We start from the raw sequence: 14,436 nt of genomic DNA, 5'->3' as shown, positions 1-14,436 counted from the left end.
GACCGCGCTGCTCGCCGCGCTCACCCTTGAGAAGGCGTCACTGTGCTTCGGTGCCGGATTCGGGTGGGAGCTTCGTTGCGCGGCACCAACGGCAGCGTCGTGTCTGTGCAGGCGTTTGGCCGCGGCCTCGGACGTACGCCCGGGGCCGCGGCCGCCCGCCGCTATCGGAGTGCGTTCGCGACCGTGATGAGGACCTTCGCCTCGTCCGGAGTGAGGGCCTTACCCGTCTGAGCGTTCACCTGGTTGGTGAACGCGTCGAGCGCGTTGCCGCGGGTCGTCGCGGACTTTGCCGCCGACGCTCGATCGAGCTTGTCGGCCAGGCCCTGAGCGACGTCCGCATTGACGCTGAAGTGCGCAACGAGCGCCTTGAGGAGTTCGAACGACACTGGGGCCGATCCAAACTCGAAGGTCCCGGCACCGACGCTGTACACGTCGTAGCTGCCGCTGCGCCGCAGGAACGTCGCGCCCGGCGTCAGCGGCCCGCTGATGCTCTGTGTAGCGGAGGACAGGGGGACCCAGACCTCACCGCTCGTTCCCTGCGGGGCGACGACCTCCATGTGGAACGTGCCCTTCCCGGCGTCCTGCGCCCACTTCACCGAGAGCGCACCCCGGGGAGTCGGAACCTGGCCCTGAGCCCACGCGAGGTCGGTCGGCTGCGGTTTCAGGGCCCACTTCGCATATCCCGGGTCGACGGGTGTCGCGCCGAGCACCGATTCGGTGAGGATCTGCGTCGGCCCGGCGCCCCAGGCGTGTGCGAGGCTGTCGAAGCCACGGTCGGGGAAGCCGTCGCTCATGACGAACTCCCAGAACGTCCCCGTGTAGAAGGGGCTGTTGGGATCGACCTGCAGGCCCCACAGGCGACGCAGCAGCTCGATCGCGCCGGCTGCGTCGTTGCTCTGGATCCTGGCCATCATCTCCCAGGTGTTGTTCAGCGGCTCGATCGTGTGGCCGTACGGATCCTTCATGCTTGGCGCAGGTTGCGAGATCTCGCTGCCGTGCGGCTGCCACCGATCTTTGAAGTAGGTCAGGATGTGCTGCACCTTGTCTGCCGGCGCCACCCCCAGCCGGATCGCGTTCATGTTCGCGTCCAGGGGGAAGACGCTGGGCCGGGTGTCGGTGTGCTGGTAGAGCCCGGCGTCCTGGTTGAAGAGTCGTCCGTTGATCGCGGCCTTGAGATTGGCCGCCTTCTGCGTGTACTCCGCGACCTTGTCCGCGCTGCCGATGTGGCTCTCGAGCCAGATCATGTCTTGAAGCAGCTCGTAGTAGGCGAGACTGTACTCGGTGACCTCGCCGTTCTGCCGTGTCTGCCAGTAGTCGTTGTCATTGGTCACGACCAGGCCGTTCCCGTTGACCCGGGTCGCGTGGTAGGCGGTCGCGGCCTCCAGCTTGGGCAGGAGTCCCTTGACGTATTCAGTGTCGCCGGAATACCGGAGGTACTGCACCGCGATGATCGCCGAGTAGGCGGAGTAGGTGACTGCATAGTCGAACGCGCCGCAGCCTCGGAAGCCGACTGCGCTCGTCAGCCGGCCGCTGGCGGCTTGAAGGTTAAGGATGCTGTCGATAGATCCCCTGACGTACGGGTGGCTGTTGGACCCGATCGAGAGCATGGCCACCGGGTCGGTGATCATCAAGTCGCCGGACCAGATCGCCCGGTCGCGCTTGGCGCCGTCGAAGATGACAGGCACGTTGAAGCAGGACGCGACCCCAACGGGGACCATGTCCATCTGCGCCGTGTACGCGCCGGCGTACCACATCCGGTTCAGCTGGTCGTCGCTGGAGTAGAACCAGCCCTCGTACTTGTCCGGAGCGGCCCGGTAGGCCTTGAAGTTCAGGCCGGCGCGAGTCAGCGTGACGGTTCCTGGCGTTCTGAGCTCGATCGCCTCGAACCGTAAGCCACCACGAAGACCACCCGTGTAGGTCTGTGGATTGGTGATCGTCAGATTGATCTGGGCGCCATTGTCGTTCACGTACGTGCCGATGCCTGTTGCCGTCGTGCCCGTGGGATGGGCTGCCGTCAGCGCCGGGCTGAACGTGATTCCGGAGCCGGCGGCGCCGGCGGTGCCGACCGCGGTGATGGTCCTCGTTTCAGCGCCGTCTCCGATGCCGACGGTGATCTGCGTCCCGGCATAGAACGGGGCAACCGAAGCCACCTTGACGTTCGTGTCGCCGGCGTTCGCAGCGCCGGACAACGTGGTCGTCGTGCTCGCGTTGAGGAACTTCAGCGCCTCGCTTGTCGACACCCGCAGCGTGTTCGATGTCGCCGGAGCGGTCACGGTCGACCGTGAGACATTGACGTAGGGGGTACCACCAACCTCATGCCCATAGTCGAGCACGACGACCGCCGGTGGGCCGCCGGGCTCGACCGTCAGGACGGTTTCGCCACCCTTGCCGAGCAGGGCGTCTGCGTTGGTCACCGAGCCAAGCGTCCGAGTAATGCCGACGGGAAGGACGTCGTCACTGGATGGCCCCGGGACGAGCGCCTGCCAGTTCACGTTCTCGGGCCAGGTCGGCACCTCGCTCGGGAGGTCGGGCTTGCACGCTGCCGTCGCGATGGTCACGGCGACAGCCAATCCTGTGCTGATCACGAGCCTTGTCACTCTTCGTTGGCGCAGTCTCCGCGCCGAATGGATTCCTAGGACACCGCGAACCTGCATGCGGACTCCTCCTTGTTGGAGCCGGACTCACCTGGGGCTGTGGCTGGGCGTGCGAGGTCAAGCCCCGGTCGCGTCCGACTGGAGTCAGACTTCTCGGTGCTTGCTCGTGTGGGTGTCCACAGCAACGGTGGTCATTGCGAGTGGGGTGTGGTGCGGTTGGGCCCGGCCAATCCTCGAGGATTTGAAACGTTTTAATTGCAACCGGTATCAAGAGTCTGTGGGAAGGAGCTGTGTCGGTCAAGAGTTACGGTCCAACTACTGGCGCGTTTCTGCGTGGCGACGCGCCACTGCTGATGTTTGGTGGGTGACGCGCGCCGAGCGGTGAGATCGTCTGCTGGATCAACAAGGTGAGCCGCCGCACCGACCGGGCTGAGGGGGTGACTATCTCACTCCTGACCTGCAGTTTCCGCCACGTGCAACCGAGTTGCCTGGTCGAACGGGCACGTGTCCAGATCCGGATCCAGAGTCCTCGAGTTGGACAACGTTGCCCGCGCGTCGTCGGCGAGCGCGACCCATGTGGCGAGTCCGGCTGCGAGCGCGACATCATGCACGGCACTCAGCGAGCTCCGGCTGGAAGAGCCGCTTCCTGATCCGCTGCGGCGTGCCGCCCAAGTCACGCCAACACGATCCCGAGGTGGCCGCCGCGGACTATGGCGAACGAGTCGGCGTGATGGAGGTAGGTAGGGGCCGCGAGGGGAGTTGCTTCCTCGCGGCCCCTACCTACCTGTTGCCCGGCTCAGCGATCCGCCGGGATTCCTCCGGCTTCTCTCAGCACGCCTTGCGCCGTGGTGGCGAGGGCGACCAGGTCGGCCTTTGCCTCGGCCGAGGCGCGCTTGGAGCTGGCGTTGCCGATGTGGTTGAGGAACGCCCGCAGCGCGCTGTCTGCCGGCTGGATGTTGCCCGCGGCGGTCTGCTCGCGCGCCTTGTCCACGAAGGCGAGCAGGTTCTCGGCGAACTCCGTCGACAGCTGACCGTCGTGCGCCCACTTCTGCACGGCGGCGGATAGTTCGTCGTATGAGACAACCGTCAGCACCACGCGCTTGTAGGTCTTCAGGCTCGTGTACGTCGGGTTGCTCGGAGAATCCGAGACCTCGAAGATCAGGTGGATGGTGTCACCGGTCTTGGCGTCTGCCGGAACTGTGAATGTGGCGTTCTTCGTGTTGGCCACGTCGATCGTGCCGGTGCCGGCGAGGGTGTCGACATCGGCGTACCGCCACCACTTGTACGCGAGGTTGTCCCCGTCCGGGTCATAGGCGACGCCGCTCAGGCTGACCGTCCGGCCGGCCACGACCGGAACATCGAGCCCGCTCGTGACACCCGACTTCGGGTAGTGGTTCGCGTCCGCGTACTTGTCCGTCACGGACCACTGTGCATGGACGGAGTATTCGGCCTGGATGTCCGGCACCCACCGGGAGAACGTCCAGTTCTTCGGAAGCACTGTCGATCCGGCAGGAGGAACGTCTCCCACCACCGGGGTGTAGCCGCTGCCGCCCGCGTTCGGGCTGCCTGTCCGCTCCTTGACGTCCCGGTACTCGTTCGGCCGGTTCGGGTCGCTCGGTCCGAACCTGCCGGCGAAGCTGCCCCAGGACGGGTGGTCATAGCTCCGCAGACCGTTGTCGATCAGGTACAGATACGACCCGGTGTCACCCTCTGCGTCGAACCTCCCGTCGGTCGCCCGCTGGCAGCTTCCCGAGTCGCCCCACGTGGCGAACGGGAAATTGTCCGCTGACGTGAAGGGAGGTGTATAGGCAGGCGGGGTGTAGAACTTGTGGGCGGGGTTCTGCAGAGCTGCCTTGTCGTAGCAGTACGGAGTCCTGATGCTGGACTCGCTGGTCAGCGGGCTTCCGATCTGTGTGATCGTGTCAGTCCACGCCTTGCTGAACCACGTGGCTTGTGTCTGCGCGTCATGACGCTGGGGCTGCGTCCACGTCTTGTAGAGGCCGAAGATCGCCAGATCGGGTGCTGTCTGCGAAACGGATGAAGAAATAAGACACAAGGTGTCAGGTTTTGGGTTAAGTATCGGTTGGCTGCTCGGCGTCGATGGCGGGGCATAAGCCGGGAATTCCGACAAAATACCAACAGATAAGGACGTTCGTGCGCGAAACTTCAGAAGAACTCAAAGAGCTTCAGGCGCTGCTTGATGCCTCCCTCTCCCGTTCCACCGCGCATCTCCGCTCGATCATCAGTACTGAGCGCACCCTGACCGCGCAGCAGCTCACCCACGTCCTCGCCGGCATGTGCACCCTCGCCCTGTCCACCGTGACGGCGAAGGGCGAGCCGCGGATCAGTGGTGTGGATGGGCATTTCCTGCACGGCAAGTGGCTTTTTGGCACGGCGCGCGGCTCGGCCAAGGCGCGTCATCTCTCGGCGCGGTCCGCCGTGAGCGTCGCGCACATGCGCGGTGAGGACCTGGGCGTGTTCACGCACGGGAGGGTGGAGATCCTCAACCCCCAGGACGGCGAGCCGGCCGAGGACTGGCCGGACCTGCTCGCATACCTCAAGGACTTCTACGGCGAGGACCTCTTCGACTGGGACAACGCGGTTGTCTACTACCGGCTGCGTCCGCACTGGATGGCCGCCTACGCGCCCGACATCGCCAAGCTCACTGCGCTGTCCCAGTCCTGATCCCGCAGCAGTGGCCGGATCGGGACCCGCCACGTCATGAGAGATCTGTGAAGGGTCCGCTCAGATCCCCTGGACGGCGCCCTGCGGTGAAGCGCGTGTTCGGTTTGTTCGGCAGGGCAGGGGCTGTACGCCCATGCCCTGCCTCGTTTGCGAGAGGGCGGACGAAGGTTGACTGAATTCGGATCGGGCGTCGCGAAGGGACGCGACACGATCGACGTGGTGGGGGCTCGTACCAACAATCTGCGGGACGTGTCCGTGAGCATTCCCAAAGGACGGCTCGTCGCCTTCACCGGAGTCAGCGGCAGCGGCAAGACCTCGCTGGCCATCGACACCCTGCACAGCGAAGCCCAGCTGCGGTATCTGGAGGGGCTTTCGCCGTTCGTACGGCAGTACATAACGCAGCGCAATCGGCCGAAGGTCGACCGTATCCTGGGACTTGGCGCGACGCTCGCGGTCGACCAGCGCCGTCTGAACCGTAACCCCCGTTCCACCGTCGCAACGATCACCGGCATTGATGGGCACCTGGGGCTGCTTTACTCGCGTCTCCCTGGGATCGGCGCAGACCCGGCGGCGGAGAGTGGTAACGAGTATCTGACGACCGCTCACTTCGACCGCAATACGCCGGAAGGGAGCTGTGCGGACTGCCACGGGGTGGGCGGGCGCTGGCAGGCGCAGGAAGACCTGGTCATCACCCATCCGGAGCTTCCGCTCTTCGAGGGGGCCTCGCCCTGGTACGCCAAGTGGCGATCGGGGGAACACGCGTTCATACCGGCGCTTGCCGAGAAGCGGGGCGTGGACCTCGGCCGGTCGTGGCAGTCGCTGCCTGAGGAGTTCCGTCACTGCGTGCTCCACGGCACGGGTGACGAGAAGATCGAGGCGACCATCGACATGACGAACAGGAATGAGAGGGCCATGGTGACCTACACCTCGAGTGAGCCGCTGCGGGGCGCGCTCGCCGAGGTGGAGCGGGTGTTTGTGAACGCCCAGACGTCCAGCGCCAAGCAGCGCTACCTGCGGTACATGCGCAAGCAGCCCTGCGGCACCTGCGGCGGCAGCGGATACGACCAGGTGGCCCGGTCCGTGCGGCTCGGTGGACTGACCTACCCCAACCTGCTCGAGGTGGAGGTGCGGGAGGTACGAGGCTGGGCGAAACGCGTGGCGGACGAGCTGGACGCCCGGCAGCGTGAGGTGGGCGACCCGCTGCTGCAGGACCTCGGCCGCAGGCTCGGAATCCTTGACCGGCTCGGCCTGGCCCACCTCCAACTGTCCCGGAGCGCAGCGACACTGTCCGGGGGTGAGTTGCAGCGGACCCGACTCGCCGCGCAGCTCAGCACCGAGCTGAGCGGCATAATCTTCGTCCTGGACGAGCCCGGCACCGGGCTGCATCCGGCGGACAAGGCACACCTGCTCGACATCGCCCTGGAGCTGCGCGAGGCCGGCAACACCGTACTCCTCGTCGAGCACGACCCTGAGCTGATCGCCCGAGTCGACTGGGTGATCGACATGGGGCCCGGCTCGGGCCGATTTGGCGGTGAGATCCTCGTGTCCGGGCCTCCCGCCGACGTGGCCGCTCATTCCAAGTCGCTGACCGGGCGCTATCTGGCCGGCGAGGGGCCGCGGCTGCACCGGGCCCGCCGCCCGGCCGGGGATGAGACCGGCTGGGTGGAGCTGCACGGGCTGCGTACGCACAACGTCACCGCGAGCCTGGTGAGGTTCCCCGCCGGTCGGCTCACCTGCCTGACCGGCGTGAGCGGCAGCGGCAAGAGCAGCCTCCTCGCCGCGCTCGGGGCGAGCGTGGAGGCCGCCCTGGACGGGACGGCGACCGACACGGTGCGGGAGGTGACCGGCATCGAGGGGTTCAGCTGGGTCGCCGTCGTCGATCAGGAACCGCTCGGGCGGACGCCGCGATCCAACCCGGCTACGTACAGCAAGGCGTTCGACATCGTCCGCAAGCTGTTCGCCGAGACCGAGGTGGCGCGCGGGCGAGGGGTCAACGCCTCCTGGTTCAGCTTCAACACCGCGGATGGCGGCCGCTGCGAGACCTGCACCGGTTATGGCCGCAAACTGGTCGACATGCACTTCCTACCGGACGTGTGGGTGGTTTGCGACGTGTGCGAGGGCCGGCGCTACAAGCCGGAGGCGTTGGAGACCACGTACCGGGGACTGGCCATCGATCAGGTGCTGGAGCTCACCGTCGCCGAGGCCGTGGAGCACTTCTCCGAGCCCCGCCAGCTCGTAGAGACCCTGGAAGCTCTGAACCAGGTCGGGCTCGGCTATCTCCAACTCGGCCAGAGCGCCACAGAGTTGTCCGGCGGCGAGGCGCAGCGGCTGAAGCTGGCCTCCGCCATCCAACGCGGTGCTGCGAGCCGCAAAGCCGGGCTCGTCGTTCTCGACGAGCCCGTCTCGGGCCTGCACCCGTCTGACATCCAGCGCGTGGTGGACGCGCTCGATGTGTTGCTGGACTCGGGCAACACCGTCGTCGTGGCCGAACACGACATCCCCGTCGCCGCGTCCGCGGACTGGGTGATCGACCTGGGGCCGGGAGCCGGTCCGGATGGGGGCGCGGTGGTCGCGGAGGGCACCCCGGAGGCCGTCGCGACAGCCGACACCCCGACCGCCAGCTTCTTCCGGCGGTACGCGGCGGGCCTACCGCTCCTGGAGATACGAGAAGGCCTGCGCTGACCAGGGGTCGGGGCGGGTCCTGCGTCACGTCCTGCACCCCGTCCGTGCCCCAGCCGAGGAGGAGCGCCCCCGGCTTGACATCGGCGGAAGCGTGCGCGCCTCGGCCACCGCCGAACAGCAGGTCCAGGTGTTCGCCGTCATGCGTTCACCACTGGCCGTGCCGCCGCCGGCCAAAGTCGGCCGCGTGGTCGACAGGCCATGGTGCGACGGTATGCGGCGGCCGGCCGGCTGCCGTCGGCGTTCGTCGCCGCCGCGGAGGCGCTGCTCGTCGCATACGGCGGAAGCCGCGGCTTCCCGCCAACACCGGCGCCGTCCTGATGGGCGCGCCGGCCGTCGGCATGCTGCTGGGCAACTTCGCCGCCGGCCGGTTCCTGCGGCCGTCGCTGCCGGGAACGGTCCTCGCCGGCTTCCTCGTCGTGCTCGGCACAGTCCCGCCATTCCCGCACCGGGTGCCCGGGACGGCCGTGCGGCTCACCCGCCGGTGGCCAGCCGGGCGGCGGCGACAGCGCTGTGGAACGACACCTCGCTGAGCAGCCCGGGCGCGGCGACCATGTCACCGGCAAGGTACACGCCGTCGCCGCGGTCGATCGCCGGCCGGTCGCGCCACGTCTGCCCCGGCAGGTCCAGCGCGCCGGACCGGCCGTTGGCGACGCCGTGCCGACGCCACGTGGTCCGCTCGCGCCAGCCGGGCAGGGCCAGGTCGACCAGTGCCTCCAGGCGGGCCAGGCCGTCGGCGCGGCCCTCGGCGGTGCGCAGCGGCAGCTGCGCCTGGATCAGCGACTCGCCGGGCGGCGCGAGGGTCGGGTCGGGCAGCGTGTACCGTTCCACCCAGCCGGCCGCGTCGAGGTCGGACACGACGAAGGCGTCCCGGCGGTCGTCGCGCACGGCGAGGTCCAGCAGCACCGTCCGGCCGCTCGCCACGCTCGGTAGCGCCGTGCCGAGCAGGCGGCCCGCCGCGTCGAGGGTGGTGGCCACGATCACCGGCGGCTCGGGCAGGTCGGTGACGCGGGCCCCGGTCTCCACGGCGACGCCGAGGGTACGGGCGTGGGCGGTGAGCCGGGCCAAGAGCCCGTTCCAGCCGCCGGTGAGGTACCGGGCCGGCGAGCGGGGCGCGAAGACCCGCAGCAGCCGCGGCCAGACGAACGCCGCCGACAGCCGTCCCGGGTCGGCGTCGAAGGTCGCCACGCCCATGAGGTTCGATGCGGCGACCGCCGCCACCTCCCCGTGCCGGTCGCGGATCCAGGTGTGGAAGTCGGCGTCGACCGGCGCGACCCGGCGCCGCCGGGCGAGGACCGGCAGCAACTCGGCCGGTGGGGTACGGCGCAGCCGGTCCCCGTGACGGAACCGGAATCCGGTCAGGCCGGATAGCGGTACCCCGGACGACGCGCCGATCAGGGCCCGGTCGGCGAGCCAGCGCCACCACGGACCGTCCCGGTAGAGCACGTGCGGGCCGTCGTGGGCGACGTACGGGGGTGCGGTGGCGCGGGCCCGGCCGCCGAGCGTGCGATGCGCCTCCAGCAACTGGACGCGGGCGCCGGCCTCGGCGCAGGTGATGGCGGCGACAAGGCCGGCGAACCCGCCGCCGACCACGGTGATCCTCTGCATGGCCGACTGACGACGTAGACCACAATCGTGTGACATGGACGATGGCGAGCAGCACCGCCGGTACCTGTTCGCGGTCGCCTACCGGCTGCTGGGCAGCGCCGCGGACGCCGAGGACGCGGTGCAGGAGGCGTTGCTGCGCTGGCACACCGCCGCGCCCGCCGGCGTGCAGCACCCGCGGGCGTGGCTCACCACCGTGACGTCGCGGATCTGCCTGGACCTGCTCGGCTCGGCCCGCGCCCGCCGCGAGACGTACCCCGGGACCTGGCTGCCCGAGCCGCTGCTCGGATACGACGACTCGGACCTCGGCGAGGCCACCGTCCTGCGGGAGTCGGTGCGCACCGCCGTCCTGCTGGTCCTGGAGAGCCTCTCGCCCGCCGAACGGGTCGCGTTCGTGCTGCACGACGTGTTCGGCATGGACTTCGACCGGCTCGCGACCGTGGTCGGTCGCACCCCGGCGGCGTGCCGGCAGCTCGCGTCGCGGGCGCGCCGCCGGGTCCGCGCCGAGGCCCCAGCTCGCGCGCCAGTCTCCGCAGAGGAGCACCGGCGGGTCACCGCGGCGTTCCTCAAGGCCACCGCCGACGGCGACCTCGCCGACCTGGTGAGCCTCCTCGATCCGCGGGTCGTGCTGCGCTCCGACGGCGGCGGCGAGGTGCTCGCTGCGCGGGTGCCGGTCCATGGCCCCGAGCGGGTGCTGACGCTGTTGTCCGGGCTCGGCCGCCGGTACGCCGGGGTGCGGGCCCGCCCGGTGCCCCTGGCCGGCGGCGCGGGCCTCACCCTGGAGCTGGGCGCGACGCTGATCGGCGTGATCGGCATCGAGGTTGCCGGCGGCCGGGTCACCGAGCTGAACCTCGTGGTCAACCCGGCCAAGCTGCGCCGATCGACGTAGCCTCAGCTGCCGCGCGTCGCGATCCAGCGGAACCGGTCCTGCGTGTTCGGCCCGGCGTGGAGACCGGGTTCGAGCAGCTCGCGCTGAGCGGCGCTGTTTGCGTTTGCCGATCGGAGGGCACGGTTCGAGCAGGGCCTGGCTCAGTCTTCAGATGACGGTGGCGAGCTCGTTCAACGCGGCGGCGCCGGGGAGTCCGCGTGGGGCGTCGAGCCCGAGTTCGTAGTGGCCTCGGCGGAGGTTCTGTATGAACGCGTGCCCGGCGATGATTGTCTGTGCGGTCCGGTCGGTGCGTAGCCCGCGCATCGGTCTGAGCTGGTGCTTGAGCTGGCTGTGGTCGGCCTCGATCCGGTTGTTGGCGTGCCGTTCGACGTGGTGCCACGTTGAGGGAACCAGTTCATCGAGGACCGCTGGATACATTGGCGCCGCGTCAGTGACCACCTCTGTGGGTCGCACCGTCAACGTGGTCATCGCCCGCCGGAAGAACCGACGTGCCGCAGCAGCGTCGCGGCGGGCGGAGACGAGCACGTCGATGACCTGGCCGTCCTGGTCGACGGCCCGATACGCGTATCGCCAGACACCGCTGACCTTGACGTAGGTCTCGTCAATGAACCACCTGTCACCACCCGGACACGACCCAGGACACGACCCCGGACACGGCGATGGTCGACCTGCTGTGGCAGGCGTTCTTACGCCTGTTCGACATCGAGCACACGTTTCGGCTGTTCAAGCAGACGCTCGGCTGGACCGTGCCGAAACTGCGCGACCCAGCCGCCGCCGACCGGTGGACCTGGCTGATCATCGCCGCCCGCACCCAGCTGCGACTGGCCCGCCCGATCGCCGCGGACCTGCGCCGCCCATGGGAACAGCCGGCGCCACCGGAACGGCTCACCCCGGCCCGCGTCCGGCGCGGATTTCGGCACCTCCGCGCGACAAGCACCTGTCCCGCGAACGCACCAAACCCACCCGGGCAGGACCCGGACGCCACCCGGCCAACCAAACCGCCACCCCGCCCACCGCTACGACGTCCACACCGTCACCAGCAACGAACCCGGCAAACCGAAACCTGGAAAGAAGAAGTCGACCAGCCCTCGGCCACGCCGCACAGGTTAAAGATCAAGTTAGGTCTGCGTCCCGCCGCCGTGTTGGTCGCGTTGCTGTTGAGTGGCGTGGCGGACGTCGTTCGTGGCGGTCGTGACCTGGTCGATCTGGCTGGCCAGGTGGAGATGGTGGTCGGTGAGGTGCTGCCGTACGGCAGCAAGTCGGTCGGGCAGCATGGCGGCGTCAGGGGCACCGAGAGCGGCGTGCAGGTCGTCGAGGTCGCCAGCGGCTTCGACGGGCAGGTCGGTGAGCGCGGTGACCTGGCCCGCGATGCGCCGGAGATCGGCGGTGCGGTCGTTGGCCCATCGGGTCACGGCCCGGGTGCCGGCGCGTTGATCGCGTTCGGCGCGGACGCGGTCCTCCCGGGTGCCGCCGGTGCCATCGCCGGTGCCGGTGGTGGCGATGCGGAGGTAGCGCCGCTCGGCGGCTTGGCGGCTCGTCACGCCCATCGCGGGAGCCAGACGCTGCCAGCTGACGCCAGCCCGGCGGGCGGCGGCAACCAGTTCGGGTTCAAACCGCGCGAGCCGCTGCTGCAACGCGTGGAGCAGGGACAGGGCGCTGAGGAGCTCGTCCGGGTCAGCTCGCTTGCCGGCTGTTGTGCCAGCGACGGCGGCGAGGATCCTGGCGAGCGTGTCGGCGGCATCGGTTTCGTCCTGGCCCGAGACGGTCGGCTGCGCCATGAGAAACCCTCCAGCAGAAGTCGTCATTCCGGTGACAACAGGGTTGTCGTCGTAGTGACGACGTGATAGAAACACGGTATCGCGCATTGACTGTTCCGTCGAGTGCAGGAGGTGTCGTCATGTTGATGCGCAGCGAACCGTTCACCGAGGTCCACCGCCTCGCCCAGCAGTTGCTGGGAGGGTCGTCCGCAGGAACCTGGTCGCATCCGGCAGCGATGCCGGTCGACGCGTACCGCAGTGGCGATGAGTTCGTGATCGCCTTCGACCTGCCGGGCGTGGATCAGGACGCGATCGACGTGGACGTCGAGCGCAACATGCTGACCGTGCGATGCGAGCGCCGTCCGGTCGACCTCGGCGACGAGGCCCAAGCGGTCCTGTCGGAACGACCGCTCGGAGTGTTCTCCCGCCAGCTGTTCCTCGGCGATGCCTTGGACACCGAAAAGATCCAGGCCACCTACCGCAACGGCGTCCTGGTGCTGCGGATCCCGGTCCGGGAGAAGGCGAAGCCCCGCAAGATCACCGTCTCGGCGCACACCGGATCGGACCAGAAGGTCCTCGGCAGCTGACTTCCACCCGTGACGCTCCCGGACGATCGAGAGCAACGGCACGCTGGACGAGAGGAGGTGATCGGTGATGCCAGGTGCGCACACTGGACTGTCGCCAGAGTGGGACCGCGGATTCGACGTCGCATTCGCTGAGCTCATCAGCCACGACCACGACTTCGTCGACACCGAGTTCACGGCGCTTACCATCGCGAACTGGCCGGCACCGCCCGACAGCCCGCCACCGGCATCGACGCGGCGAAACCAGACGCTCAGCGACAACACCTGACCGAAACCACCCGCTGGCCGGTGGCGTCCGATGACGCCACCGGCCAGCGACCATCTGCGTCCCCGGCGTCATCGCACCATGGTCGATGCCGCTGGCGGGATGAGAGACATCTGGTGGCCGAGTCGTGCCGGGTGCGACGAACAACAGCCTGACGGGCCGCCGCACGCGGTGCCGCCACGGTCCGCGAAGCGCAGCAAGCGCCGACACCATTCCTCTTGTCTAGGGAAGAAGATCCGATCAAAGGCTGCGGAGGATCAGTGTGCCTGACGATGGCCGTGGTGGTGTGGGTGGGGATCTCGGTCGGTTCCGTGGGGAGTTGTACCGCTGTTTGACGGCTCGTGCTGATGCGTTGTTTGAGTTGACGGACGCGGTGTTGTGTGCGAACGGGCCGGTGCGGTCGTTGCCGGCGTTGTCGCTGGTCGCGGAGCACCGTCGTGGTCACGGCGCGTTGTATGACGCGCTCGTGGCCGGGCGGGTGGATGTGCAGCGGCTGCGGACCGCGGTGGCGTCGGTGTCGTTGCCGCGCGCGGCTGACGGCCGGATCGTGCTCGCGGTGGACGTCACCTGCTGGTTGCGTCCGGAGGCGAACACCGTGCCGGAGCGGATCCTGTGTCACACGTACGGGCGGGCCAAGGACAGCACATCGGAGTTCCGGGTTGGCCGTACTCGTTCGTGGTGGCGTTGGAGACCGGCCGCGTCACCAGCAACGAACCCGGCAAACCGAAACCTGAAAGAAGAAGTCGACCAGCCCTCGGCCGCGCCGCACAGGTTAAAGATCAAGTTGGCCGTGCGCACGCGTGCAGCGCTGTCCGGAGAAGCCAACGGCGTGCCGAAGTCGCGCGGCGGACCAGTGGAGGCGATCCCGGCGCTACGAGTCGCGCGCCGCGGAGCGATCAAAGCCCGCACCGCGGCGTTCAGCCAGATGCACGGCTTGGTCGCAGCACTGTTCGGATTGCCTTGCTCCTGTCGCGGCCCCGGCCGTCGGCCAGTCAGATCCCATCCGACTTTGTGGCTGATGGTGCTGATGTGGTTGCACCACTCACTATGGGTGCCATGGCGGAGGGTCGGCAGCAGTGGCGGTGGCGCGGCCGTGCGGTGGGTGCGCTCGTCGGGGTGGCCGTTGCAGGGGGTGCGGGAGCGGGCGCGGGCCTGCGCAACCCCTGGGTGGGAGTGCCCCTTGCCGCGGTTGGAGCGCTCAGCGACGGGGCCGTCGACCCGGCCGGCACCATCGCCGCCTACGCGGACGGATCCGTCGACCCGCGGCCCCCGGTCGCCGCCACCGTCGGCCTCGACGAGGTCACCGAGGTGTTCGCCGGGCACCGGCCGGCCGACACCGGACCGGGCCCGAAAATCCACGTCGACCCACGGCGGTAAC

Annotated in this window: 9 protein-coding genes and 3 pseudogenes; 7 read left to right on the top strand and 5 right to left on the bottom strand. The window is 68.7% G+C overall.

What is annotated here, in order from left to right:
- Positions 1-161: 161 nt before the first annotated feature.
- Positions 162-2,558, bottom strand: a complete 2,397-nt coding sequence (locus ABD332_RS28660) for an alpha-L-rhamnosidase C-terminal domain-containing protein (protein WP_344505356.1) — start codon at positions 2,556-2,558, stop codon at positions 162-164.
- An 832-nt stretch (positions 2,559-3,390) separates the two neighbouring features.
- Entirely contained in the window at positions 3,391-4,725 is a 1,335-nt protein-coding gene (locus tag ABD332_RS28655; protein ID WP_344505355.1) for a nucleoside hydrolase-like domain-containing protein, read from the bottom strand.
- A 23-nt stretch (positions 4,726-4,748) separates the two neighbouring features.
- On the opposite strand from ABD332_RS28655, the gene ABD332_RS28650 reads away from it, so the two are divergent.
- On the top strand, positions 4,749-5,279 hold the full coding sequence (locus ABD332_RS28650) for a pyridoxamine 5'-phosphate oxidase family protein (RefSeq protein WP_344505354.1): 531 nt from the start codon (positions 4,749-4,751) through the stop codon (positions 5,277-5,279).
- Between the two features lie 168 nt (positions 5,280-5,447).
- On the top strand, positions 5,448-7,961 hold the full coding sequence (locus ABD332_RS28645; RefSeq protein WP_344505353.1) for an excinuclease ABC subunit UvrA: 2,514 nt from the start codon (positions 5,448-5,450) through the stop codon (positions 7,959-7,961).
- A 471-nt stretch (positions 7,962-8,432) separates the two neighbouring features.
- On the opposite strand, the gene ABD332_RS28640 is transcribed toward ABD332_RS28645, so the two are convergent.
- Positions 8,433-9,566, bottom strand: a complete 1,134-nt coding sequence (locus tag ABD332_RS28640; RefSeq protein WP_344505352.1) for an FAD-dependent oxidoreductase — start codon at positions 9,564-9,566, stop codon at positions 8,433-8,435.
- Positions 9,567-9,600: 34 nt separating this feature from the next.
- On the opposite strand from ABD332_RS28640, the gene sigJ reads away from it, so the two are divergent.
- The gene (sigJ, locus tag ABD332_RS28635; protein ID WP_344505350.1) at positions 9,601-10,452 is read left to right on the top strand and encodes an RNA polymerase sigma factor SigJ; all 852 of its coding nucleotides are present in this window, start codon (positions 9,601-9,603) and stop codon (positions 10,450-10,452) included.
- Between the two features lie 147 nt (positions 10,453-10,599).
- Here the strand turns inward: sigJ and ABD332_RS28630 are convergent.
- A pseudogene (locus ABD332_RS28630) lies at positions 10,600-11,070 on the bottom strand (IS6 family transposase); the annotation flags it as partial.
- Between the two features lie 38 nt (positions 11,071-11,108).
- On the opposite strand from ABD332_RS28630, the pseudogene ABD332_RS28625 reads away from it, so the two are divergent.
- Positions 11,109-11,562: pseudogene (locus ABD332_RS28625) on the top strand (NF041680 family putative transposase); the annotation flags it as partial.
- A gap of 8 nt (positions 11,563-11,570) precedes the next feature.
- On the opposite strand, the gene ABD332_RS28620 reads toward ABD332_RS28625, so the two are convergent.
- The gene (locus tag ABD332_RS28620; RefSeq protein ID WP_344505349.1) at positions 11,571-12,317 is read right to left on the bottom strand and encodes a hypothetical protein; all 747 of its coding nucleotides are present in this window, start codon (positions 12,315-12,317) and stop codon (positions 11,571-11,573) included.
- Positions 12,318-12,349: 32 nt separating this feature from the next.
- Here ABD332_RS28620 and ABD332_RS28615 point away from each other — a divergent pair, with 32 nt between their 5' ends.
- The 3 genes and pseudogenes from ABD332_RS28615 to ABD332_RS28605 all read left to right on the top strand — a co-directional run bounded on the left by ABD332_RS28615 (position 12,350) and on the right by ABD332_RS28605 (position 14,435).
- On the top strand, positions 12,350-12,796 hold the full coding sequence (locus tag ABD332_RS28615) for an Hsp20/alpha crystallin family protein (RefSeq protein ID WP_344505348.1): 447 nt from the start codon (positions 12,350-12,352) through the stop codon (positions 12,794-12,796).
- 518 nt (positions 12,797-13,314) lie between these two features.
- Positions 13,315-13,763, top strand: a pseudogene (locus ABD332_RS28610) (transposase); the annotation flags it as partial.
- Between the two features lie 351 nt (positions 13,764-14,114).
- Positions 14,115-14,435: a hypothetical protein gene (locus tag ABD332_RS28605; protein WP_344505709.1), complete on the top strand. Its 321-nt coding sequence runs from the start codon at positions 14,115-14,117 to the stop codon at positions 14,433-14,435.
- Position 14,436 lies beyond the last annotated feature (1 nt).

Origin of the sequence: Dactylosporangium maewongense (assembly GCF_039531485.1) — a bacterium.
Taxonomy (GTDB): Bacteria; Actinomycetota; Actinomycetes; order Mycobacteriales; family Micromonosporaceae; genus Dactylosporangium; species Dactylosporangium maewongense.
Note: the sequence above shows the minus strand (reverse complement) of the source record. Positions and strands in the feature narration are given on the sequence as shown.

Excerpts from the sequence above, each read along its gene's own strand:
- ABD332_RS28605 (WP_344505709.1), top strand. The coding sequence starts at position 14,115 with ATGGCGGAGGGTCGGCAGCAGTGGCGGTGGCGCGGCCGTGCGGTGGGT.
- sigJ (WP_344505350.1), top strand. The coding sequence starts at position 9,601 with ATGGACGATGGCGAGCAGCACCGCCGGTACCTGTTCGCGGTCGCCTAC.
- ABD332_RS28640 (WP_344505352.1), bottom strand. The coding sequence starts at position 9,566 with ATGCAGAGGATCACCGTGGTCGGCGGCGGGTTCGCCGGCCTTGTCGCC.
- ABD332_RS28615 (WP_344505348.1), top strand. The coding sequence starts at position 12,350 with ATGTTGATGCGCAGCGAACCGTTCACCGAGGTCCACCGCCTCGCCCAG.
- ABD332_RS28620 (WP_344505349.1), bottom strand. The coding sequence starts at position 12,317 with ATGCGCGATACCGTGTTTCTATCACGTCGTCACTACGACGACAACCCT.